Annotated in this window: 16 protein-coding genes; 6 read left to right on the top strand and 10 right to left on the bottom strand. The window is 60.5% G+C overall.

Going from position 1 to position 22,942, the window contains the following annotated elements; genetic code table 11:
* Positions 1 to 370 precede the first annotated feature (370 nt).
* From HKK55_RS11005 to HKK55_RS10990, 4 genes are read right to left on the bottom strand one after another with little or no spacing between them, the layout of a single operon-like run.
* The gene (locus HKK55_RS11005) at positions 371 to 1,717 is read right to left on the bottom strand and encodes a hypothetical protein (RefSeq protein WP_169354695.1); all 1,347 of its coding nucleotides are present in this window, start codon (positions 1,715 to 1,717) and stop codon (positions 371 to 373) included.
* Positions 1,714 to 7,989: an AAA domain-containing protein gene (locus HKK55_RS11000; RefSeq protein ID WP_169354694.1), complete on the bottom strand. Its 6,276-nt coding sequence runs from the start codon at positions 7,987 to 7,989 to the stop codon at positions 1,714 to 1,716. The genes HKK55_RS11005 and HKK55_RS11000 overlap by 4 nt, the downstream gene beginning before the upstream one ends.
* Positions 7,989 to 8,642: a 4Fe-4S cluster-binding domain-containing protein gene (locus HKK55_RS10995; protein WP_169354693.1), complete on the bottom strand. Its 654-nt coding sequence runs from the start codon at positions 8,640 to 8,642 to the stop codon at positions 7,989 to 7,991. The genes HKK55_RS11000 and HKK55_RS10995 overlap by 1 nt, the downstream gene beginning before the upstream one ends.
* Positions 8,639 to 10,513 (bottom strand): AAA family ATPase, encoded by a 1,875-nt coding sequence (locus HKK55_RS10990; protein WP_178128840.1) that lies wholly within the window; start codon positions 10,511 to 10,513, stop codon positions 8,639 to 8,641. The genes HKK55_RS10995 and HKK55_RS10990 overlap by 4 nt, the downstream gene beginning before the upstream one ends.
* Positions 10,514 to 10,595: 82 nt before the next feature.
* On the opposite strand from HKK55_RS10990, the gene HKK55_RS10985 reads away from it, so the two are divergent.
* The 3 genes from HKK55_RS10985 (at position 10,596) to HKK55_RS10975 (ending at position 13,525) form a co-directional block, all read left to right on the top strand.
* Entirely contained in the window at positions 10,596 to 11,396 is an 801-nt protein-coding gene (locus HKK55_RS10985; RefSeq protein ID WP_169354691.1) for a M949_RS01915 family surface polysaccharide biosynthesis protein, read from the top strand.
* Between the two features lie 119 nt (positions 11,397 to 11,515).
* Positions 11,516 to 12,430, top strand: a complete 915-nt coding sequence (xerC, locus tag HKK55_RS10980) for a tyrosine recombinase XerC (RefSeq protein WP_169354690.1) — start codon at positions 11,516 to 11,518, stop codon at positions 12,428 to 12,430.
* A 582-nt stretch (positions 12,431 to 13,012) separates the two neighbouring features.
* Positions 13,013 to 13,525, top strand: a complete 513-nt coding sequence (locus HKK55_RS10975) for a GNAT family N-acetyltransferase (protein WP_169354689.1) — start codon at positions 13,013 to 13,015, stop codon at positions 13,523 to 13,525.
* Here the strand turns inward: HKK55_RS10975 and HKK55_RS10970 are convergent.
* On the bottom strand, positions 13,513 to 14,214 hold the full coding sequence (locus HKK55_RS10970; RefSeq protein ID WP_169354688.1) for an aspartate/glutamate racemase family protein: 702 nt from the start codon (positions 14,212 to 14,214) through the stop codon (positions 13,513 to 13,515). The genes HKK55_RS10975 and HKK55_RS10970 overlap by 13 nt on opposite strands.
* A 126-nt stretch (positions 14,215 to 14,340) precedes the next feature.
* Here HKK55_RS10970 and HKK55_RS10965 point away from each other — a divergent pair, with 126 nt between their 5' ends.
* Complete coding sequence (locus HKK55_RS10965) at positions 14,341 to 14,835, top strand: hypothetical protein (protein WP_169354687.1); 495 nt, start codon at positions 14,341 to 14,343, stop codon at positions 14,833 to 14,835.
* A 127-nt stretch (positions 14,836 to 14,962) separates the two neighbouring features.
* On the opposite strand, the gene HKK55_RS10960 is transcribed toward HKK55_RS10965, so the two are convergent.
* From HKK55_RS10960 to HKK55_RS10950, 3 genes are all read right to left on the bottom strand, one after another.
* On the bottom strand, positions 14,963 to 15,184 hold the full coding sequence (locus tag HKK55_RS10960) for a cbb3-type cytochrome c oxidase subunit 3 (RefSeq protein WP_169354686.1): 222 nt from the start codon (positions 15,182 to 15,184) through the stop codon (positions 14,963 to 14,965).
* Entirely contained in the window at positions 15,184 to 16,611 is a 1,428-nt protein-coding gene (gene ccoN / locus HKK55_RS10955; protein WP_169354685.1) for a cytochrome-c oxidase, cbb3-type subunit I, read from the bottom strand. Before ccoN ends, HKK55_RS10960 begins: the two co-directional genes overlap by 1 nt.
* A gap of 126 nt (positions 16,612 to 16,737) precedes the next feature.
* Complete coding sequence (locus tag HKK55_RS10950) at positions 16,738 to 18,993, bottom strand: tetratricopeptide repeat protein (protein ID WP_169354684.1); 2,256 nt, start codon at positions 18,991 to 18,993, stop codon at positions 16,738 to 16,740.
* Between the two features lie 195 nt (positions 18,994 to 19,188).
* On the opposite strand from HKK55_RS10950, the gene HKK55_RS10945 reads away from it, so the two are divergent.
* On the top strand, positions 19,189 to 19,860 hold the full coding sequence (locus tag HKK55_RS10945) for a DUF3313 domain-containing protein (RefSeq protein ID WP_169354683.1): 672 nt from the start codon (positions 19,189 to 19,191) through the stop codon (positions 19,858 to 19,860).
* A gap of 61 nt (positions 19,861 to 19,921) precedes the next feature.
* Here HKK55_RS10945 and HKK55_RS10940 read toward each other — a convergent pair whose 3' ends face one another.
* Positions 19,922 to 20,827 (bottom strand): AraC family transcriptional regulator, encoded by a 906-nt coding sequence (locus HKK55_RS10940; protein WP_169354682.1) that lies wholly within the window; start codon positions 20,825 to 20,827, stop codon positions 19,922 to 19,924.
* Between the two features lie 80 nt (positions 20,828 to 20,907).
* Positions 20,908 to 22,197, bottom strand: a complete 1,290-nt coding sequence (locus HKK55_RS10935; RefSeq protein ID WP_169354681.1) for a glycosyltransferase — start codon at positions 22,195 to 22,197, stop codon at positions 20,908 to 20,910.
* Positions 22,198 to 22,378: 181 nt separating this feature from the next.
* On the opposite strand from HKK55_RS10935, the gene tpx reads away from it, so the two are divergent.
* Positions 22,379 to 22,879, top strand: coding sequence for a thiol peroxidase (gene tpx / locus HKK55_RS10930; protein ID WP_169354680.1), 501 nt, complete (start codon positions 22,379 to 22,381; stop codon positions 22,877 to 22,879).
* Positions 22,880 to 22,942 lie beyond the last annotated feature (63 nt).

Below are 22,942 nucleotides of genomic sequence, written 5' to 3'. Positions count from 1 at the left end.
GTTAGAGCTTGAGAACAAGGACAATCAACAGCCGTTAATAACCAGTGCCGATTAAATATCGAGAGGTTTCATGACAGTCATGAGCGGTTCCTGGTGGGTCTGGTAGAGCCTTCCGTGAGTATCAAGAGTAAAGCCGAAAAAACTCAAAGGTAAAGCTGAATCAACAGGTTAGTCATCAAGATGCGGTTAGTTCTCAAATCCCGCGGCCAAGATTAAGCGCAAAAATGTATAACGAATATGAAACGCAGATGAAAAACTCGTTTATTTTGCGAGCAGACAGCTAGTGTTCAGCTAAAACATCGCTAGATTGGCGAACAAGAGCCTTTTCACACTGTAACCCCTATCTGTGAATGCCTTGTTGCAGCCCGAACTAGAGCGTTCTGTGCTGTGCAACTTCTCGTGGTACTACAGACGCATCCAAAGCGACGACCTTGAGCGGCACCTCTCCTACCGCCAATGCTCGCTCGATACTCAGGTCATCGCCCCGGGACGCCAGCAATGCCTGCAGACGCTGGAACTCGCCGCACCAGATCGTCTCGATGTCGCGGTCCCGACGGGCGTCATGGTCTGCACTGAGGGCCACGGCGCGCACTTGCAGGCGGCCACTTTCGGCATTGCCGCCGACTTCCACCCCAACTCCCGGTGTCGCCGTTTTGCGCAATACCACCCGACCCTCGTTGGCCCACGCGGTGGCCATGCCCTCGCGTACTTCATAACCCAGGCTGCCCAACCCCTCCAGCACGGCCTGACGCCGGGCCAGGGCCGCGCGTTGTCGCAGTTCAAGGGCAATCTGCGCCTGGCACTGTTCCGTCAGTTGCGCAAGGGTGGCCAGGTCCCTATCAGCTTCGCTGGCAGCCACCTGCTCCAACAGTTCAGCGTTGTTCGCTGCGCCTAATGCCGCGACTTCTGCCGCCAACAACTGCAACTGCTCAAAGGCCAGGCGACGCTGTTGATGCGTCAGGGTGGCCTGGGCCAGGTCCAATACCAGGCTGTCCAGCAGCAGATTGCGTTGGGTTTCACGCGTTTCGTTTTCCAGGCGGCTCAGTTGCAGCAGGAAAGGCGCAGCAATCGCCGGGCCGTCCAGGGTTTGCAGGCGGGCGATATGTTGATCGATCCGCTCCAGTCGCGGGTCGCGCACGGTTTGCCGCGCTTGGTCGGCCAGCCACTGACTGAACTGAATAACGGGCTCGCCGGTTTTCAACTGCTGGGCCAATTGCCGTTGGCGCTCTGTCAGCTGTTCAGCCTGAGGCGCTGCACTCAGCAGGGCAAACCCTTGGGCCAGCAAGGCCTGGGCTTGGTCCGCCAGCTTACCGGCGCTTACTTCATGCAATTGGTCGAGCAGGGCAGGTGCTGCGTTCTTGCCTTCCAGGGCCTTGGCCAGCGTTGCGGCGCTCTCCCGCAGGTTGCGTTGCTGCTGGCGGACGTTAATGGCCTTGCTCACCGCCTGCTCTTCGCGCTGTGCCATATCCCGGGACAGGAACTCGATTTCGATCGGCACACGCTTTTGCAGCTCCAGTAACTGGTCGTCGGCCAGTAACTGGCGCAACTGATCACGCCGGGCGTGAGTGGCCGCGCGCTCACTGTCGCTCAACTCACCGATCTTCATCCCTTGGGCTTCCCAGCGAGCCACGGCCTTTTCCAGGCGATTCAGATGCCCCTGGCAAATCGCGATGATTTCTTCGCGGGTGACGATCCGCACCACTTTAGGGCCGCTCATTGTGCAGGCTCCACGTCCAGCAGCGGTTGAACTGGCTGCACGACCTTGAGGGCTTGCTCTATCGCCGCCTTGAGCAGGGCCTTTTCCCCCTCGACGTCCTGATACCAGCCCTGGGACGAAACCCGGTGAATATGTGGGATCGCCCGGCGCAGTACCGACGGGCGCCAGATTTCCCGGGAACGCGCCCTGGCTAGCAGCGCATGCCGTGGGGTGTCACATTCGATGCCCAGAGCGTAGAGCCCGGTTTGCGGGTTCTCGATGGCAAAGTCCAGGCCGAAGGCATCGCCTTCGTTGGCGGGCGCCGCAGTCCAGCCGAGGGTTTGCACGTAGGCGGCCACCGCTTCGGTGAAGCCGTCGCCCAAGGTTGCCTGTTGCTTGCGGGTTTGCGTGCGTTCCGTCAGCAGGCGGCCCAGCACACTGTGGCTGGTGTCGAACTCGCCGGCGGAGAGGGCCCGTGCATATTCCAGGTAGCCTTGTAGGTAATCCCGTGGGCTAGCCGGTGGACGCTGGGTACTGAGCATGTCGGAGATATCGCCGATCGGCATCGAGGTGATCATGACCACCTTCTTGCGCGCCCGGGTTACCGCTACGTTCAACCGGCGTTCACCACCGGTCTGCCCCAGTACACCAAAATTGCGGCGGAAGGTGCCTTGGGTGTTGCGGCCGAAGGTCGAGGAAAAGACGATGATGTCGCGCTCATCCCCCTGCACGTTCTCGACGTTCTTGACGAACACCGACATGTCTTCACCGTCTTCGCTGCGCTCGCGTTCCTGGCTGTAGGCAGCGCGGAAGGCTTCGTCCTGCTCGGCACGCAGTTCCAGGCGTTCCTCGATCAAGTCCGCCTGCTTGCGGTTGAAGGTCACGACGCCCACGGATGGGCGTTCGGCATATGGCTTGAGCCACAACTGGGCCAAGTGATCGACGACGCGTTCGGCTTCCTGCTCGTTGGTCTGGTTCTGGTATACACCGTCGACGCGGATCAGCTCCAGCGGCTTGATACTGAGGATGTTGGCCTGCGGGTGACGTACCGGAATGCTCAGGCGGTTGCCGTAGAACGAGGCGTTGGAGAAACCGATGAGTTCGCGGTAGGCCGAACGATAGTGAATCTGCAAGGTGGTGGCAGGCAGCGAACTGCGGGCCAGTTGTAGCAGGTCCGGGCAGTCTTTGATTTCCCGGCGGTTCCAGGTGTCTTCGAAGGCTTCGCGCTGTTCTTCATCGGCCTGGTCTTCGGGCATGTCACCGTCGAACAGCTCGGCTTCGTCGCTTTCAATGCGGCTGGAGAAAAATGCGGTGGGCGGCATTTGTTTCTCGTCACCACTGACCACCGTGACGCGACCGCGATACAACGTCGGCAAGGCGAACTCCACCGGCATCTGCGAGGCTTCGTCGTAGATCACGGTGTCGAACAGCCCGGCTTTCAAGGGCAGGACGCGGCTGGCCACGTCCGGGTTCATCAACCACACCGGGCGCACACTCATCAGGCCAAGATTGGCCCCCAGCTCGATAAACTCACGCAAACGCCGGGAGCGCTTGCCGGTGAGGCGGGTGACGTCTTCCCATTCCTTACGCGTACCGAGACGGCTGAGGTCGATGCCCTCGCTGAGCAACTGGCGGTTGAGCCCGCGCATCTGGGTATCGGCCTCGGCGAGGCTGGTGATTTTGTCCTGGGTTTCGCTGTGCTCCAGCATCAGCTCGGGGTTTTGCTGTTCCAGGTTGCGCTTCCAGCCCAGGCGCGCTTCGCGGTTGAGCAGGCGGCGGACCACCGCGTCCAACTGTTCGGCCGGGTAGGCCTCCAGGGCTGGCTGGTATTCACGCAGCAAGGCGAACAAGGCGGTATCGGCCTCGGTCAGTTGCCCGGAGCGGGCGCGGAACTGCTGGTAGGCGCCGACGTGGGGCAGGGCGGCAGTCAGCGGATTCAGGGCCAGCAGGTTGCTTTGGTTGCGTTCGACGGCGTGTTGCAGCGCTCGCACCAAGCCTGCGTCCAGCCAATCGGCCAGGCGCTTGAGGGTTTCCAGGCTGTTCTGGCGCGCGTTGTGGCGGATGAAGGCAGCGTCGTACTGGGCCAGCAGGGTTTCAAAGGACTGGCGTTCGCCGGTCAGTACGGCGGCATCTACTTGTTCAGTACGAGGCGCTTGGCGTAGACCGTCGGCAAGGCTGCGCACTTCGTTCAGACGATTGAGGTCGGTAATGCTTTGGCGATGCAGGTCCGGACCACTGTCAGCGGCGATGGCCGGCAGGCCTAGCTGTTGATGCAGCTTTTGCAGTTCGGCACGCAACGGGCGCCACTGGCTTTCCAACTGCGCGGCGGCCAACAGGGCCGGCAAGCGCTCGTCGCCGGCCACATCGCCGGATTCGCTGATGAATCCCAGCAGTTTGCGGCGTCGCACAAACCGTACGGGGCTCAGGCGGGCCAGCCAGGAGGTGCCCTTGATCACGTTGGCTGCGTTGTTTTGCAGCGTACGCAACTCGGCATTGGCCAGCGCGGACAACGGCGAAGACAAGGCAGGGCTGTACTGATCGGCGGCGCACTGCTGCAACTGGCGCTCAAGCCCGGCCACTTCCTGGATCAGGCTTTCGCCCTGGCTGTCGGCACGGAACAGCGGTAACCAGCGGGCCAACAGTTGCCGTTGCTCATCATTCAGCGCCAGCAGTGTTTGCACATGGCTGTCGAGCCAGGCGCGATAAGGCGCTGGGTCGTCGACCTCAAACGGTGCGGGGTGGGCTTGCAGAACGTCCAGGCGTGCGGTTTCACAGGCGCAGAAGCGCTGGAAGCTGTCGTCGAACGCAGCCAAAGTGGCCTTGTCCGTGGGGAAGGCCTGCAACTGGGCCAGCGGGCTACCTTCGTAACGGGCCGGCAACCAGAACCGGGCCAACGGCGCGCAGTTTTCTTCCAGGCGCGTCAGGTCGGCGATGTCCAGGGCCGCCAGGCGTTGGCGCAGGGCCGGAATCTCCAGCGGCGGCTCACCGCGTTCCAGTTCGATCAACTCACCGATCAGGCTGCGATAACTCAAGCCACTGTGCTCATCAACCTTGTGCAGGCTTTGATGGAAGCGATCCAGTTCACCTTCCAGCGCTTCAATCCGAGCGGCCAGGCGTTCGCGCTGACGCTGCCAGGGCTGGGTAATCAATTCGGTTTTGAACAGTTCTTCCAACTGCTCGCGCACCCCGCGAATCACCGGCTCACGGTCGCGGTTGACGTCATTGAGCATAACGATGCGGTTGCTCAAACCCTCGGCCACCAGGCGCTTATGCACCACTTCCAGGGCCGCGTGCTTCTGGCAGACGATCAGCAGGCTGCGTTGGCGGCCAATGGCGTCGGCCACCATATTGACGATGGTCTGGCTCTTGCCGGTGCCAGGCGGGCCTTCGACCAGCAAGCCGGGGGCCATGCGCGCTTGCAGTACGGCGGCTTCCTGGGAGGGGTCGCTGGCGACGGTGAAGAAGCGCTGCAACTCCGGCACGTGTTCCTGATCCGGTGCTTCGGTGCTGCTGCCATTGAGGCGCAGTGCGGTTTCCAGGCCGGTGCCGCCGGGCGGCAAGGCCTTGAGCTGGCGCAGGTCTTCGCCAATCGCTTGCCCCATAAAGGTCACGTGGAAGAACACCGCCGCACAGGCCAGTTCATCCTGATACGCCACCACTTCGGTGCCCACCGGGGGCAGGGCGCCCAACACTCGGGCGCGGCTGGTGGCGAGCATGCCAAAGGCATCCATCACATCGGCGGCTTTCAGCGAGGAGCGGCCCAGTACTTCATCGGCGGCCTGGCGCCAAGCTTTGCAGCCGTCGATGCCGAGCATGCCTTCAAGGGCCGGGTTGAGGCGCACTTCTTCGCGTTCACTGTCGAACACCAGTGACACCTGGCCACGGCTGCCCACTTCCAGCTGCAACTTCACCGGCCATAACAGCAACGGTGCGATGCGCGTACGGGTGGTGCCACGCGGGTCGCGGGTCAGCAAGAACGGGAAGCCCAGGTACAGGCCGTCGATACCCGTGTCGCGCTTGTACAGCGAGCTTTGCCGGCTGAGGCTGTTAAGGCGCTGCTCCAAGCCGGGATTGTCGGCAAAGATCGCCGCGTCCAGCGGCACCGACTGGGCATTGCGTTGCAGCAGGTGATCAAGCAACGCAGCGGCTGGGCGGCGCTCGCTGTGCAACTCTTGCAGGTCAACCCGGGCGGTGGTCTTGCCGATGCTCATACGCACCAGCGGTCCGCGCATCACCGCGCTGGAGACCTTTTTCTCGAAGAAATCGAGGATCTGCGCCACATAGTGCTGTTTTTGCGGCTCCAGCCATTGTTCGGCCGGCACCGCCAGCAACACCAGTGCGCGGGCCAGGGGCATGCGCCGTTCCAGACGAAACTGTTCCGCCCATTCGTCCACGGCCGGCACGCCGCAGCGGGCAAAACCGGTGATGCGCTCGTCCACCTGGCGATAGATGTCCTGGCGCGGCAACGCCAGCAAGGCTCGAGCGGCGTCCTGATCAAACAGCAGCACCTCGACGTCCCTGGCGAGGCCCGCAGCCTCTTCGAGAATGCCGTCTACGGAGCGGAACTGGCCGATGGCAGCGCTCAGCAGCACGATCAGGTCTTCTTCGCTGATCAGCCGACGGTCGGACAACGACAGTAATCCGGCATGGTCGCTGTCCGGCAGCAGGCGCTGGCGTTCTTCCCATTGCGCGGCGAGGCGCGCGCGGGAGGTGGAAAGCAGGTAGATCCGCAGTTGTTCTTCGTCCAGCTCAATGCTTTGGTGCAGCGCCCGTTGACGCACCTGCTCGGCGCGGTTTTTCAGGCGCGATAGCCAGTTTTCGCCGCTGTCGCTGACCAGTTGGCTAAGACGTTCCAGCAGGTCCGGCGCAGGGCCGGTGATCAGTCGGTAGCCTTCCAATGGGTGTTCCAGCAGCCAACCCGGGGTGACGATTTCGCCGCGCTGGATCAGCGGCATTTCCGGGTTCAGCAGTTTCAGCGCGAGCATCAGCCGTACGTCATCTTCAAGGCCATCGTGCTGGGCCACCTGACGCAGGCCCGCCAGCAGCTTGGGTGACAGCCCGGCCTGTTCGGCCCAGGTCACAATCACCCCGCGCAGCAGGTGATCCACCGCTTGCGGCCAGTGTTCAGTTTCAGCAGCGCCAAGGGCAAACAGCGCCGGTTTACGGAAGCGCCGCGTGCCGAGGGCAATAGTTGCGCCTTCAGCGTCATCCTGTTCGGCGACATGGGACGCCGGGGCCGTTACGTCTTCACCGGCCAGCCAGGCCTGGACCTGCGGCCACTGCCAGCGTTGATGGCGGTCACGGGCCAGCAGGCCACGCAGTAGCAGGTCGAGACGCGGGTCGAGGTCTTCCGGCAACGGCACGCCGCTGGCCAGCACATGAATCAGATAAGCGTTGGGGTTGATCCCGGCAAAGCACTCGCCTTGGGTCAATTGCTCCAACAGGATCATCCCCAGGCTCCACCAGTCGGACGCGGCGGCGACGCCACCGGCGATGGCTTCGGGAGCCATGTAGCGGCTGGTTTCCAGGGGCGAGACGATGTCCAGGTCGAACTCTGACAAGCGTGCCGAACCGAAACCGCTGATCACCAGGTCCAGCGGTTCGCGGCTGCGCACCAGCAACGTGCCCGGGCGCAGGTCACGGTGGCGCAGGCCGGCTTCGCTGAAGGCGTGCAGGGCCTGGCCCAGTTCACGCACGATATGCTCAACGGCCGTCAGGTCGGTGACGACGATGCCCAACTCGGACAGGGTGCCGCCGGTGAGTTCTTCGGCGATTTCATAGGCGCGGTCGTCCCAACGGCCCGTGGCGATGATTTCTGGCACATGTTCGCGGGGCAGGCGACGCAGCACTTCGTAGACCGCGGGGTCGGGTTCGGAGCCGGCACGGTACAAGGTCAGCACCGCCTGACGGCCGTCGCTGACCTGCTCGGCCTGGTAGCGCTCACGCACGCCATCGGTGCTGCTGATCTGGCGCAGCAGGCGCCAGCCGTCGATCAGGGTTTCGCTGCTGGTAGTTTCAACCGGCACCTCTTCGGCTGGCGCGTCCGTGGCAGGCTCAGCATCGCAGACCATGCACATCAGGTCGCCGGCCTCCATCGGGTGACCATTACTGCACTGCAAGGCGGTTTGTTGCTCGGCCACTTCGACGGTTACCACCGTCTGCGGGCGCCAGCCGGCTTGCTGGATGGCAACGCTGGACAAGTCCCAGCCACATGGCTGCTCGTGGACGCTGCCTTCGCAGAACAGTTCGGCCAGGGAGCGTTCGGTCTGGCAGTTGGGGCAAAAACGTATCATTAAGGCAATTCCGGTAAACGGCGGCGTGAAGTGTGGGCGCTGGTCTGGAGCTGGTGACCTTGGGACTGCAACAGGTCGCGCAAGCGCAACACGTCATCGCGTCCCGGGATTCCAGCCATCCAGATGCTGCCATCGTCGTCGAACATCAAATCCAGAGCCCGGTCGCTGGCATTCAGCGGGCGTTCATAGCCCGCGAAGCGCTGGCGGCCCAGCTCGCTTAAAAGTATCAGGCGTTGGTTGTCGCTGCCCCGCAGGACCAGGGTTTGTGGCTGTTGTTGCTCAAAGGGGTCGCAGATCAAGGCGTCGATCAAACCGTCGGCCTGGGCCAGCCAAGGTTCAAGCTGTTCGCGGGCATGGCCGCTGTACACCAGGATATCAACGTGGGCGCTTCGGCGCAGACCGCCAAGCAAGGCCAGCAGGGCGTCGGGCTGGTCGAAGGGCTCACCGCCGGAAATGGTGATGCCGTCGGCGTGTTCCAGCCACGGCGCCAAATCCGTCAGCAGTGCCTCCAGTTCGATCGCGTGTTTGCCCGGGCCCCAAGTGTCGGCAGAAATACAGCCGGGACAGCGGATGCTGCAGCCCTGGAACCAGATGCCCAGGCGATTACCTGGCCCCAACGTGGTGACCGGAAAATGCACCCGGGACAGCTTCAACGACGCTCCAGGGACAACCCTTGGCTGTCGAGTCGGGTCAAACTGAAGTGCTCGCCGGGTTGTGCATCTTGATCGAACAGGGCGCGGGCCAATGGGTTGAGCAGGTGCGCTTCCAACTGGTTGCGAATCCCGCGGCCGCCATTGGACAGGTCGTGCAGGCACACCTCGCGCAAGGCTTGCAGGGCGCTGTCGGTCAGCTCGACATGCAGTTCTTGAGCGGCCAGGTCGCTCAGGGTGGCGCTGACCATCTGGGTAAAGATCTGCTCGGCAACATCAGGGCGAATGAAATCGAAGACGATGATGTTCTCGCCGATACGGTTGAGGATCTCCGGGCGATTGAGCACCAGCTTGAAGTAACGCTCGATCTCGCTCAGGACCTTGCCCTGCACCTGGTCATAGGCATCGCCGGGCAACACATTGGCGACCCGTTCGCCGTTCTCGCCCTGGCGATAGATGCCAAGGTTGGAGGTAAACACGATCAACGCTTCGGAGAAGTACACCCGATCACCACGGCCGGAGGTCAGCACGCCGTCGTCGAGGATTTGCAGGAACTTGTCGAGGATTCGCGGGTGGGCTTTCTCGATTTCATCGAACAGCACCACGCTGAAGGGCTTCTCGCGGATCGCATTGGTCAACTCACCGCCCACGTCATAGCCGACATAGCCGGGTGGGGCGCCGATCAGGCGTTGGTCGGCGTGTTCGGCGCTGAATTCCGACATGTCGAAGCGGATATAGGCGCCTTCGTCACCAAACAGCAGGCTGGTAATGGTCTTGGCCAGTTCAGTCTTGCCCACGCCGGTGGGGCCGGCGAGAAACGCCACGCCCCGGGGCCGGTTGCCCTTGCGGCTGGCACCGACGCCGGTCATGGCGCGTTTGACGATGTCCAGCATATGGGTCACCGCGTGGGTCTGGCCCTTGACCCGCTGGCGGATAAAGTCGTCGGCCTGGCGAATGCGCTGGCGGTCGATCTTCAACCATGGGTCTTCGGTAACGCCGACCTTGTAGCGGCGCACGGCATCGGCGATGCGCTCCATGGCCACGGCTTCGACCCGGGCCAGTTGGGCGATGGCATTGAGGTCCAGCAGCAACAGGCCTTCGGTGTTTTCGACAAAAGCCTTGGCGGCTTGCTCCTGGGCTTCAGGGGTGGCCTGCTGGGCGCCGGGCAACCCCCGCAACAGAGCCGGGGCCAAGGCCTGGCGGGCTTGCAGGTCGGGCTTGGATACCGGGATGTGGCGCAGGCGCGGGTTGTCTACCAGTAGCCAGTCCGGTAAATCGCCTTCCTTTTCCACCACCCACAGCACGCTATTAAAGAAGGGCTTGCGTTGTTCACCAGCGGGGCGGCTGGTGGCTTGATGGGACAACACTAGGGCTTGGGTGAACAGCTGGTGTTCGGCAGCGGTCAACGAATCGTTGCGTACCACCAGGCGGGAAGCGAAGTCGATGATCAGTGCAACGGGCTCACCCGCGCGGGTAATCAGACGCTGCAGGGTGGCGCTCAGCAAGTCGATGCCGGCCGGGGCGTGACCGTCAACCGGCGTCAGGCCCAGCTCACGCAGCAGGGTCTGGCCGCTGGCGGGATCGGTACCAGGTGCATCCAACACACTGAAGCCGGCCAGCGGGTCCCAGATCAGCACCTGGCTAAAACCACCTTGTAGCAGCGCGTCCCGCAGGTTGAGGTTGAAACTCTGGGCGGTAATCACCCCTGGCGCGACCTCGCTGGCTTGTAGGTCGCGGACATTGCCGGAGAGCACAAACTGGCTTTTGAGGGGTAAAAAACGCAGCAGGTCGCGCAGCCAGCGCGGCTTTTCGAAGGCGGCAGTCCGTGGCATTGAAAAAAACTCGTCGTAGGAAGCAGGATCGGACATTAGCATAGGGCCGATTTTGCTGACGAATCTTCTCTCCATTGTCCTGCAAGTATCGGTAAAGTAAGCCATCTCTCGCCTGGATAGACGAATGAACAGCGTGCAACGTTTACGCGGTCAATTACGGCCGGCCCTGATGGTGATGTGGATGACGGTGGCCTGTGCCTCCACGGTATGGGCCGATGACCGAGTGGCGCTTACGCCGCTGGATCAACTGCCGGACGGTGTCGAGCTGCGTGGCAAGCAGGTGGGCGCCTATACCTGGAACGACCGGCAAGGCAAAAACCTATTGGTGCTGGGCGAACAGACCAGCGAGCGCGATGACGATGGCGCGCAGTCGGCTTTCGTCTACGCCGCCCAGTACTTGCTCGATGGCAGCCGCCCCAAGCGGGTATGGATGCTCTACGACGACGTCCAGCATTGTGAATTTGATGCTGGCGTGCACTTCAATCCCGAGGCGACCCTGGTCACTGACCTGCTGGGGGACGGTATCACCCAGGCCACCGTCGGCTATTCCCGCACCTGTACCAGCGATGTCAGCCCCAATGAATTCAAGCTGATCATGCACGTGGGCAAGACGCAGCGGTACCGCTTGCGCGGCGTCGACCGCTATGGCGCCAGTTGGTGGGATGAAGACGCCGGAGCGCTCCAAGGCATGCCGCTGCCCAAGGATTGCAGCACCGCCGGGCAACAGGCGCTGGTCAGCCAGTTCAAGGAGCAGGGCACCGAACTGCCCTTGCCGGGGTGTTATGGCGATGAGGACGATTTCGCCAAGGCACCCCAGCCGTACCTGGACTTTATGCGTCAGCAATGGTTCGCGCTGATGGCCAAGCAAGACACTACCTGGAGCCAGCCCCAGGAGCCTTCCGACGATCAGCCAGACGATCAGTAATAAGCCCCTGGTTTGGCGGGCGCGCAGAACCTGCGTTAGACTCCGTGCTCGCCAAACCACTAAATATATCGATTAAACAATTGGTTAGTCGCTGTATTTAATCCAAAGGCTGATCTACCTTGACTGAGTCTACCCGCAACCCGCTGACCCTCTACCTCACCCGTCTGGCCCCTTCAAGCCAACTGACCATGCGCTACGTGCTGCAAGATGCCGCCGACCGCCTGGGCTTTGAAGAGGTCAACCTGGAAGACATCCCCTGGCACTTGCTGCAACCCGAACAGGTCATGGCCCTGGTGGCCGTGCTGCGAGAGGACGGCTATGCGCCCAACACCTCGTCGTTGTATGTCAACGCGGTGCGCGGGGTGATGAACGAAGCCTGGCGCATGAGCCTGATCAGCCAGGACCATCTGTTGAAGATGCGTTCGGTCAAGGCCACACCCGGCACGCGCTTGAGCCAGGGGCGCAACCTGCGGCGCTCACTGATCCGAGAATTGATGGACGTCTGCGCCGCCGACCCGCGCCCTCAGGGTCTGCGGGACGCAGCAGTCATCGGGATTCTGTACGGTTCGGGGATGCGTAAATCCGAGTCGGTCAACCTCGACCTGACGCAGATCAACTTTGACGAGCGCAGCCTGCGGGTGATCGGCAAGGGCAACAAGGAACTGATCAAGTATGCTCCGGCTTGGGCCTTTGCCAAACTGCAGGCTTGGTTGGCGTTTCGTCGCGAACAGCTTAAAGAGGGGGAGGAGGACGATACCTTCCTGTTCAACCGCATCCGCCGGGGTAGCCACATCACCCGGGAGCGCATCACCAAACATGCGATTTACTACATCGCCCGTCAGCGAGGGCAGCAAGTGGGGGTGAAGATCATGCCCCACGATTTTCGGCGCTCGTTTATTACGCGGGTGATTGAAGAGCATGACTTGTCCATTGCCCAGAAGTTGGCGCACCACACTAATATTCAGACCACCGCGAGTTATGACGTGCGCGATGATAATGAGCGGCGGATGGCGGTGGATCGGTTTGATCTTTGATCTTGGTGGGTGAGGATGCGATGAGGGGCTTATCCGTTGCTGCAGTAATGGCGGCTATTGGTTCCGCTCTTACAGCCAGCTCTTTCAAGGTCTTTGAAAAAACAGTCATTAGAGGTGCACATTGACCCTGTGGCGAGGGGGCTTGCCCCCGTTGGGCTGCGAAGCGGCCCCAATAGGATCGCTGAGTTTCTTCAGATAGACCGAGATGGCAGGTTTTAGGGCTGCTCCGCAGCCCAACGGGGCAAGCCCCCTCGCCACAGGTCAGTGTTCTCTTTCCAAGTACGGCTGCGTTCTCAAAGATCTTGAAAGGGCTGGCTCTTACAGCGGGTCACTCTTGGAAAAGAGCCGGAATGCCGGCCCAGCCAAAAGTGACCCGCCGTAAGGGCGGGACCCTACTCAGCCATTACCGCAGCAACGGATATGTACCCAACTCCCAGCCCCACTCCCAGACTCCGCAACCATCAAAAATCGTACAGGTCCGACCTCCACGGTGAACCGAAAAACCCGCGCATCAGGTCTCGCCATGACAGCCCCCATCCCTCTACACTGGGCTGCCACTTGTCTTTCAAAGGATGAAACACAATGCACCCACCTGAACCCAAGATCGTGATCCAGCGCTTTGCCCAAGACCATATCGAAGGCATGAATGCGCTCTACAACGACCCGGCCGTGTGCCGTCAGGTGCTGCAAATGCCTTTCCAGTCGGTGGAGATCTGGCGCAAACGCCTGGCAGACACCAATGAGCGACTGATCAGGCTGGTCGCCCTGCACGGAGGTGAGGTGATTGGCAATTGCACCCTGGACCAGTATTCACGCAGCCGCCAAAACCATGTCGGCGGGATTGGCATGGGGGTCGCAGTGGCCTGGCAGGGCAAGGGCGTGGGTACAAAGTTGCTGGGGGCGGCGCTGGATGTTGCCGACAACTGGATGAACCTGCGCCGCGTAGAATTGACGGTGTATGTCGACAACGAGCCGGCCCAGGCGCTCTACCGCAAGTTCGGCTTCGAGACCGAAGGTCGGCTGCGTGATTACGCCGTGCGTGACGGCGTATTTGTCGATGCCCTGACCATGGCCCGCTTGCGTCAGACCGCCTGACCTTCCAAGGCAAACGCCACCGCAGCCTGCGCATGCAGCTCGGTGGTGTCCAGCAGCGGCAGGTCACTGTGTTCCGGCTTGATCAGCAGACTGATTTCCGTGCAACCAAGGATGATCGCCTGGGCACCGCGAGCGGCCAGGGAGTCGATCACCCGCAGGTATTCCCGGCGTGACGCTTCGCTGATTACCCCGACACACAACTCCTCATAGATGATCCGATGCACGGCCTGGCGCTCATCCGCGTCAGGTATCAGCACGGTCAGCCCCTGGGCGGTAAGGCGAGACTTGAGAAAGTCCTGTTCCATGGTGAACGCCGTGCCTAGCAGGCCCACCGTGAGTGTGCCGGCCCCGATAGCAGCGGCGACGGCGGCATCAGCAATATGCAGAAACGGAATCGACACCGCCGCCTCAATCTGTGGCGCCACCAGATGCATGGTGTTGGTACACAGCACCACGCATTCGGCACCGCCCGCTTGCAGCCGGCGTGCGGCGTCTTCCAGGATCAGTGCCGCGTCATCCCAGCGGCCAGCGTGCTGGGCCTGTTCCACTGGGCCGAAGTCAACGCTATACATCAGTATCTGCGCCGAACGCAGCGGCCCCAATCGGTCGCGGACCTGTTGATTGATGATCCGGTAATACTCGGCGCTGGACTCCCAGCTCATACCGCCGATAAGGCCGATGGTGCGCATGCGATGCTCCTCAAACAGATGGGCGAAAGGCACACATTACCCAAGACCGATGCGTTAGTCATACGCGTCGGTGCCGCATCTGCCATGCTGGTTGTTCGCAGTCAGGGTTACCCGAGGAACACCGCAATGGACGATGTACAGCAACTGGGCGAGATGCTTCGTCATTACGCCGACAGCGAAGCGCACAAACAGCAGCAGTTCGAGGTGCAGTCCGCGCACTGGGCACAGAAAATCACTGAGCTGTTCGGCCAGATCGAGCAGTGGCTGGAGCCGGTTAAAAGCGTTGGCCTGCTGGAAGTGCAACGTGAAGCCTATGTGGCATCCGGCCCCAGCGTGCCGGTGGAAACATCGACCTTCAAGACCGAGAAGCTGACCATCCATATCGCGGGCAAACCGGTGGAGTTCGTGCCGGACGTGATGGGCGTTGGTGGTTTGATTTCGTTGTCGGTGATGGGCCTGACCGCCGCCCGCTACGGCAGCATTTCCCTGGTGTTGCTGCCAGGCAAGAACGACTGGCTGTGGAAGAAAACCAACGGCCTGAAAGACCCGGACACCTTCGCCTTCGACGCCAATTTCCTGGCCTTGCAGTTGCAGAGTTTGATTCCCCGCGAGCGCGGATGAGGTCTCGGCAACACTGAAGATCAAGTATGGGAGCTGGCTTGCCTGCGATGCAGACGCCTCGATGCATCAGTTACACCGAGGTGATGCTATCGCAGGCAAGCCAGCTCCCACACAAGTCCACCCACATTCAGAGCTCTACATTACCCCAACCCTTCTTTGTTTCCTCAGGCTCCACGGCCTTGACCCGCTTGCCCGTCGCCAACTCCACCCGCCGCGCAACCTCCGGGTCGTCGGCAAACGGAATCAGGCTCGCCTCATCCAGATCATCCCTCGACTGACCCCGCAAGCAGTACTCCACTGTGCCGTACAGGCAAATGACCGCTGCGAGGCTCAAGACAACCTCCCACATCAGGCGATTTGCGCATCAAGCTGCGCCACCTTCAAATCTGCTACGCGCACCGTGCGCCAGGTGTTGTACGCCATCAGCAGCATTCCGCTGAGGAAAAACACCCCACCGACAAACCGCACCACAAACCCCGGATGGCTGGCCTGCAAGGCTTCGACAAACGAGTAGGTGAGGGTGCCGTCGTCGTTGATTGCACGCCACATCAGGCCTTGGGTAATACCGTTGACCCACATCGAGGCGATGTACAGCACCGTGCCGATAGTCGCCAGCCAGAAGTGCAGGTTGATCAGCGGCACGCTGTGCATCTGCTCGCGGCCGAAGATTTTAGGGATCATGTGGTACAGCGAACCAAAGGTGATCATCGCCACCCAACCCAGGGCGCCGGCGTGGACGTGGCCGATGGTCCAGTCGGTGTAGTGGGACAGCGCATTGACCGTCTTGATCGCCATCATCGGCCCTTCAAAGGTCGACATGCCATAGAACGCCAGGGACAGCACCAGAAAGCGCAGGATCGGGTCGGTACGCAGCTTATGCCAGGCGCCGGACAGGGTCATCATGCCGTTGATCATCCCGCCCCAGCTCGGCGCCAGCAGAATCAGTGACATCGCCATGCCCAACGATTGCGCCCAGTCCGGCAGTGCGGTGTAGTGCAGGTGGTGGGGGCCGGCCCAGATGTACAGGGTGATCAGCGCCCAGAAGTGCACGATGGACAACCGATAGGAATACACCGGCCGCCCGACCTGTTTCGGCACGAAGTAATACATCATCCCGAGGAACCCGGTGGTCAGGAAAAACCCCACCGCATTATGGCCATACCACCACTGCACCATGGCGTCGGTGGCCCCGGAATACACCGGATAGGACTTGAACCAGTCCACTGGGATCGACAGGTGATTGACCACGTGCAACATGGCAATCACCACGATAAATGCACCGAAGAACCAGTTGCCGACATAGATATGTTTGGTCTTGCGCTGCACCACGGTAGTGAAGAACACGATGGCGTAGGCCACCCACACCACCGTCATCCATACCGCGCCGGAAAACTCGATCTCGGCGTATTCCTTGGTGGTGGTGTAGCCCAACGGCAGGCTGATCAGCATAACGACGATCACCGACTGCCAACCCCAGAAGGTAAACGCCGCCAACGTGTCGGAAAACAACCGCACCTGGCAGGTACGTTGTACTGCGTAGTAGCTGGCGGCAAATTGCGCGCTGCCGGCAAAACCGAAAATCACCAGGCTGGTGTGCAACGGTCGCAACCGGCCAAAGGTGGTCCAGGGCAGGTCCAGGTTCATCTCTGGCCACACCAGTTGCGAGGCGATCCACACCCCCATGGCCATGCCGATGACACCCCACACCACGGTGGCAATGACGAATTGGCGCACGACCTTATAGTTGTAGGCCTGCGCGGTTGATGCTGTGCTCATGGTCAGTCTTCCCACGGTTCCAAGTCATGCCAGGCCGACCGGTCTGGCAGGTGGGGGACTGTAGGAAGTCCGGGGAAAACAAAACAGCCTCAGGAAAGCTGCATTAATACGGATCAGACGCCGTGTTCATTTCAACGCAGGGTCTCCAGGATTGAGCTTTTTCCAGCCCTGCATCACCACCTGGGCTTTGGGTTCCTGGCCGTTTTCCAGGTAGTACTGAATCAGCGACAACCGGGCATTGCGGTTGTACGGCTGGCGTTTGAGGAGGTCTTCCAGTTGCTGGCAGGCCTTATCGATGTTCCCGCTGTCGTGCAGCGCCACCGCCAGCACAAAGCTGTATTGACCGTTCGCAGGCTCCAGGCGGGCCGCCTCCCGCAGATGGGGCATGGCTTTGGCCGTATCGCCGGCACGAATCAGCATCAAGCCTTGGGTGTGTCGCAGCAGCGCCGCTTCGGGGTGTTGCTTGAGGTTGTCGGCGATCAGGCTGCGGGCCTCTTCACTGCGCCCATTGGCTTCCAGCCACTGCGCCAGGGTCACCAGCGCCGGGTAGAAATCCGGATCGCGGAGCAGGGCGGTGCGCAGTTGCGCTTCGACCTTATCCCCACGGCCGCTGGCCTGGTACAGCATGGCCAGGTTGAGGTTGGCCTCGGCGCGCTCCAGCAAGCTCAGTTGTACGTTTTCGTACTCGGTGATGGCCTGCTCCCAGGCAGGGCCCAGGCCTTGAGCGGAGACGCTCAGCAGGTCCCGGGCCGCGATGATGCGCACGGCTCGCACCGGATCCTTGAGCAGCGGTCCATACAGCGCAATCCGTTCGGCCGGCGGCAGGAATGCACTGACTGCCCGTACCGCACTTTCGCGCACTTGCGGGGCGGGGTTGCCCAGGTCCCTGGTCGCGAGTTTCAACGCCTGTTCGCTCGGGTAGTTCGCCAACTCTGCCAGCAACGTCGCGCGCTGGATCGCTGGCAGATGGTTGCGTGCCAATTGCTCATACAACGCCTGCGCAGCGCCTGGTTGGCCGCCACGAATCAACATCAGGCTTTCGTCGTAACGCGGCGCTTGGACGGTTTCGTTATTGCTCCATAGTTTGAATTGCTCGCTGACCTTATCGCCAGCCCTGGGAATACTGAAGCTATGGTCATGGCGAAAGTCATTGCCCATGTAGAACTTGCCGGGCATATGGCAATCGACACAGAACGACTCCGGTTGCCCGGCGACGTGGCGCGTGTGTTCAGGGGCTTCGTAGTTCTTGGCCTGCAACCCTTGGCCGTCTACTGTCGCGACAGCGCTCTTGCCGGCGGTGTTGTGGCATTGCAGGCAGACGCCGTTACCGGGGGACTTCAGTTCGTTGCTATGGGGGTTGTGGCAGTTGCTGCAACGCACACCCTTGTCGGCCATTTTGCTCTGGGCGAAAGAGCCGTATTCGAACACTTCATCCTTGATCTTGCCGTCCAGGGCATACAGCTCGCGGGTCAATACGCTGGGCAGGTAGTCGTCCATCAGGCGCTTGCCGACGGTGTAGCCATCTCCCAGTGGTGCGCGGCGGGCGTGGCAGCGGGCGCAGGTTTCGATCTCGACGGTGGCGTCCTTGTCTTTCAAATCAACGGCAAAGCCGGCATGCAGCACATCACCCTTTTTCGCCGCCCATTGCACATGGCTGGACGCCGGGCCATGGCAGGCCTGGCAACCGACACCGAGGCTGTTCCATTGGCTGTTGAAGCGGTTGTTGGCGGCATCGAAATTGCGTTTGTAGCCAGTGGTGTGGCACTCGACGCACATGAAGTTGGCGTTCTGACTGGGCTTGCTCCAGTGCAGCGGGTTCTTGAAGTTCACTCCTTGGCCGGGGTAGAGCTGAAACCAGCGGTTTTTTTCGGTATCCCAGGCCACGCCCAATGCCTGTAAGCGTCCGTCGTCGAACTCGATCAGGTATTGCTGCAACGGCGCGATGCCGAAGGTATAGGCCACCTTGAAGTCGGCCGGTTTGCCATCGGCGCCCGGCGTGTTGACCCAAAACTCATCGCCCCGACGAAAGAATCGTGTGGTTTCTTCCTCGCCTTTAAAGGCCACGTCATTGAAGTCGGCCGGCACCGTCTGGGGCGTAGCCGCCTGCATTGCCAATTGATGGTGAGAGCCTTGCCAATCCTTGGCCTGGGCCAGGTGGCAGCCCTGGCATTGCTGTTCATCGACCATTTGCGCAGGCGCGACCACCGCCGGCTTGGCCGTGACGGCGACCGGCGCGGGCGCAAGAGCCTGCGGTTTGGGCGTGCTGGCCTGGAGAAAAAACCAGATCCCGGCCATGGCCAGCAGCAGGGCAATCAACAGGGGGTACAGGTAACGACTGGATGAATCACGGCGGGTTACGGTTTTATTGTCAGGCTTGGGCATTGCGACTTCCGATGTCCAGATGCATTGACGCTCTGTGGCGTACTTAAGCTGGGTGCAGCTTTGACGCTGTTAGTCGGCCTGTCAAATTCGCGTTGTGAAATACTCCGCAACCTGCAACGCTGAAAGCGCTTTTTTCCCAGAGTTGGCTATACCTACAGCTCAGTGTTTCGATGATGACTGCCAAGGAGTTCCATGATGAAGCTAGGGCTAATGATCAGCACGTTGTGCATTGCCTCGATTGGTGTAGTGGGGTGTTCCAGCAAGGTGACGCAGCCGGACGAGTATTCTGGGTTCCTCTCGGACTACAGCCATTTGAAGGAAGCCAAATCACCGTCCGGTGCGCAAGTGATGCGCTGGGTTGATCCCAATCTGAACCTCAACCGATACACTTCGGTGTACATCGAACCCACTCAGTTCTTCCCCAAGCCCCAAGCCACTACCAAGATTCCCGAAAGTACGCTGCAAGGCATCAACAACTACTACAACCAGGCGCTCAAGCGTGAGTTGGTCAGGTCGCTGCCGCTGGCCAACGCGCCGGGTCCTGGGGTGATTGTGGTGCGGGCGGCGATTACGGCCGTCAGCAGCAAGACCGAAAGCCTCAAGCCTTATGAGTACATTCCTGTTGCTCTGGTGGCCGCAGCGGTGAGTACGGGGGCCGGGATTCGTGATCAGGAAACGACCTTGGGCACTGAGGCGCAGTTCCTTGATGGTGATAGTGGCAAGGTGGTTGCTCAGGTTGTGCGTAAAGGTACCGGCAAGCCGCTGGCAAATGATTCGCAGGTGATGAAGGCGGATGATGTGAAGAGTGTGATTGATGGTTGGGCTTCGGATCTGCACCAGTCTTACGTCAAGCTCAAAGGTAAGTAAGCGGTTAGTGTTGGGGACGTTGAGGTGTATATCCGTTAAGTACGGATATACACCCAAAAAACTAAGCGAGATTCTGCTCAGTCAAGCGCTGCACCGCTAACCGCCGATAATGCGAAGGCGTCATCCCCTTGAGCTGCTGAAAGCGCCGATTAAAGTTTGAAATATTATTAAACCCCGACTCAAAACACACATCCGTCACAGCTTTATCGCCATCAGCCAACAACTCGCAGGATTTGCTGATCCGCAACCGATTAACAAACTCGATAAAAGTTCGCCCGGTAGCCTGCTTGAACACCCGGGAGAAGTAAGTGGGCTTCATCCCCAAATACTCAGCCACTTCCTCCAGGGACAACTCCCGCGCGTAGTGGGCAAAGATATAGTTCACCGCCCGGTTAGTGCGGTCGATGCTGTGTTCATCGGCCAATTGCGGCGTGGTCACGTCGGACAGCAACTGGTAATCCTCACAGGCGCAGAGCACCTCCATCAGGATAAAGAAGTGCCCAAGGCGCGCCATGCCCCTGGCGTCTTCGATGCGTTGCATCAAGGTCATGGCCTGGGCGATGGTGCGTTTACAGCGAAACTCAATGCCATATTGGGCCCGCTCCAGCAACGGGGCCAAGGTCTTGAGTTCGGTGAAAATATGACTGCCGCCTTCCAACAGCTCATCGGTGAAGTTCACCAACATATCGCGCTTGGGCACCACCTCATCTTCCGCCACCTGACTGATCCAGTTGTGGGGAAGGTTGGGGCCGGTGAGAAACAAACTCTCCGGGTAAAAGTTACCGATGTAGTCGCCGATAAACACCTTGCCCGAGCTGGCAACGATCAAATGCAGTTCGTATTCCTTGTGGAAATGCCAGCGCACCAACGGGCACGGGAAGCCGTGTTGGCGATAGATGATGGACAGACCGTTGTGGTCGTCCATCAGCTCGTAGGACGGATCGGTGATCCTCGCTGCTCGGGTCATGCTGCAGTCGCTTTATAGTGGTTGCCAAAAGGATAATGCCCCTTTGCCTGCTACCTCGCCAGCACCTGCTGTTTATATGGTTAAACGCTGCGGTTTTTTGCCTCGATCCACTGCGCCATGTACTGGGTGCTTTTGTGCAGGTGATGGCGCAGCATGCTGCCGGTGAAATTGTTGCGTCGGTGTTCGGCCAACTGGCTGCGGCATTGCTCCAGACGCTCCACCAGCGCCGGGCCATGGATTTCCTGGGCGTAGCGGCGAGACAGCAGTCTGCGGCCGTTTTCCTGAGCCTTGGCCCAACTGTCCGGGTCCTGATACAAGGCAACCGCCGCGGCCGCCAAGGTACTGGCGCTGCGCTCGATTGCTCCGGGCCATGGCTGATCATCGCCCATGCCTTCGGCGCCGATTGGCGTGGTGACGTTGGGTGTGCCACAGAGCATCGCGTCCACCAGCTTGCCCTTGATCCCGGCACCAAAGCGCAACGGTGCGAGGCAGATGCGTGCAGCGGTCATCACCTGTAGGGCATCTTCGGCCCAGTTCATTACGTGAAAACCCTGGGCCGGGTTGTGCAATGCCGTGGCCTTGGGCGGGGTGTAGGCCCCGTACACATGCAGTTGCGCGCCGGGCAGTTGCTGGCGGATCAACGGCCAGACGCTGTTCTTCATCCACAACACGGCATCCCAGTTGGGGGCGTGGCGAAAGTTGCCAATGCTCAGGAAGTGCGCCCGATCCTCAAACGGCGCGAAGGCGGCGGTCGGTGCTTCGACCATCAGCGGGCACCAGTGGAGGAGGGCGGCGGGCACCTTGAAGTGATCGGTCAGCAACTGGATTTCCACATCGGAGATCATCAGGCTGATGTCGCAGCGATAAATGGCAGCAATCTCTCGTTTGGCCAAGTCACTTTCAGCCATCAACTGGAACTCTTCGTCCAACGCTTCGCAGAACACCGCGCTAAAGTCATCCGCTTCGGGCTTGCGTTTAAGGTACTCCTTGAGACGCTGCTGGCGGGCATCCCGCAGGCTTTGCAAATCTGATGTTTCCAGCACCCGCAACGCGTCGGGGCAGTGCTTTTCTACCCGCCAGCCGAATTGCTCTTCCATCATGAATCGGTCGAACAGCACGATGTCCGGGGCCAATGTGCGGATAAAGTCGTCGAAGCTGCTGCTATTAAGCTCGATGGCACATTCGCGAATGCCCAGCGCCGGCAAGTCGGCCTTGTGTTCACCAATGGTCGCCGGGCTGCTGAAGGTGACGTCCCAGCCCTGATCCAGGAAGCTCTGCAGAATCTGCATCATATGGCCACCGGCCGCCGAGGAGCGGGGTTCTGGCCAGACATAACCGATAACCAGGACTTTGGTGGCGGGCTGATTCATCAAAAAGCGTTCCTTAATGGGGCAGGGCAAAAAACGCGGCAATTAAACCACAGCGGCCCGGTTCTCGCGTTGCAGCATGGACCGTGACAATTTGTGTTTGACCGTAGGTCCGTGAATCACTTTGTGTTTAACTTCGGCCTCTCGAATTCGTTCTACCAAAATCCACAAGAGGAATCCGTTCATGGCTCAAGTCACCCTTAAAGGCAACCCTGTCCAAGTCAATGGCCAACTGCCACAAGCCGGTTCCAAGGCCCCAGCCTTTTCCCTGGTTGCCGGCGATCTGTCGGACGCTACCCTGGCCAGCTTTGCCGGCAAGCGCAAAGTGCTGAATATCTTCCCTAGCGTCGACACTCCGACCTGCGCTACCTCCGTGCGCAAGTTCAACACCCAGGCCAATGACGTGGCCAACACCGTTGTACTGTGCATTTCCGCTGACCTGCCATTCGCCCAGGCGCGCTTCTGCGGTGCCGAAGGCCTGGAAAACGTGAAGAACCTGTCCACCCTTCGTGGTGCCGAGTTCAAAGAAAACTACGGCGTAGCCATCGCTGACGGTCCACTCAAGGGCCTGACCGCTCGCGCGGTTGTCGTGCTGGACGAAAATGACAACGTTCTGCACAGCGAACTGGTCAAAGAAATCGCTGAAGAGCCAAACTACGAAGCGGCCCTGGCTGTTTTGAAGTAACGATTACTGCACATGACTGTCGTTTTGCAGTAACACGTTTGATGCATGATTGCGGCCTGGCCT

This window comes from Pseudomonas sp. ADAK18, assembly GCF_012935695.1.
GTDB lineage: Bacteria > Pseudomonadota > Gammaproteobacteria > Pseudomonadales > Pseudomonadaceae > Aquipseudomonas.
The sequence above is the reverse complement of the archived record's forward strand: the minus strand, read 5'-3'. Positions and strand labels throughout refer to the sequence as shown.

Excerpts from the sequence above, each read along its gene's own strand:
- ccoN (WP_169354685.1), bottom strand. The coding sequence starts at position 16,611 with ATGAGCACAGCATCAACCGCGCAGGCCTACAACTATAAGGTCGTGCGC.
- HKK55_RS10945 (WP_169354683.1), top strand. The coding sequence starts at position 19,189 with ATGAAGCTAGGGCTAATGATCAGCACGTTGTGCATTGCCTCGATTGGT.
- HKK55_RS10935 (WP_169354681.1), bottom strand. The coding sequence starts at position 22,197 with ATGAATCAGCCCGCCACCAAAGTCCTGGTTATCGGTTATGTCTGGCCA.
- HKK55_RS11000 (WP_169354694.1), bottom strand. The coding sequence starts at position 7,989 with ATGATACGTTTTTGCCCCAACTGCCAGACCGAACGCTCCCTGGCCGAA.
- HKK55_RS10960 (WP_169354686.1), bottom strand. The coding sequence starts at position 15,184 with ATGTGGGAGGTTGTCTTGAGCCTCGCAGCGGTCATTTGCCTGTACGGC.
- HKK55_RS10975 (WP_169354689.1), top strand. The coding sequence starts at position 13,013 with ATGCACCCACCTGAACCCAAGATCGTGATCCAGCGCTTTGCCCAAGAC.
- HKK55_RS10965 (WP_169354687.1), top strand. The coding sequence starts at position 14,341 with ATGGACGATGTACAGCAACTGGGCGAGATGCTTCGTCATTACGCCGAC.
- HKK55_RS10970 (WP_169354688.1), bottom strand. The coding sequence starts at position 14,214 with ATGCGCACCATCGGCCTTATCGGCGGTATGAGCTGGGAGTCCAGCGCC.
- HKK55_RS10940 (WP_169354682.1), bottom strand. The coding sequence starts at position 20,827 with ATGACCCGAGCAGCGAGGATCACCGATCCGTCCTACGAGCTGATGGAC.
- HKK55_RS10990 (WP_178128840.1), bottom strand. The coding sequence starts at position 10,513 with ATGCTAATGTCCGATCCTGCTTCCTACGACGAGTTTTTTTCAATGCCA.
- HKK55_RS10985 (WP_169354691.1), top strand. The coding sequence starts at position 10,596 with ATGAACAGCGTGCAACGTTTACGCGGTCAATTACGGCCGGCCCTGATG.
- HKK55_RS11005 (WP_169354695.1), bottom strand. The coding sequence starts at position 1,717 with ATGAGCGGCCCTAAAGTGGTGCGGATCGTCACCCGCGAAGAAATCATC.
- tpx (WP_169354680.1), top strand. The coding sequence starts at position 22,379 with ATGGCTCAAGTCACCCTTAAAGGCAACCCTGTCCAAGTCAATGGCCAA.
- HKK55_RS10950 (WP_169354684.1), bottom strand. The coding sequence starts at position 18,993 with ATGCCCAAGCCTGACAATAAAACCGTAACCCGCCGTGATTCATCCAGT.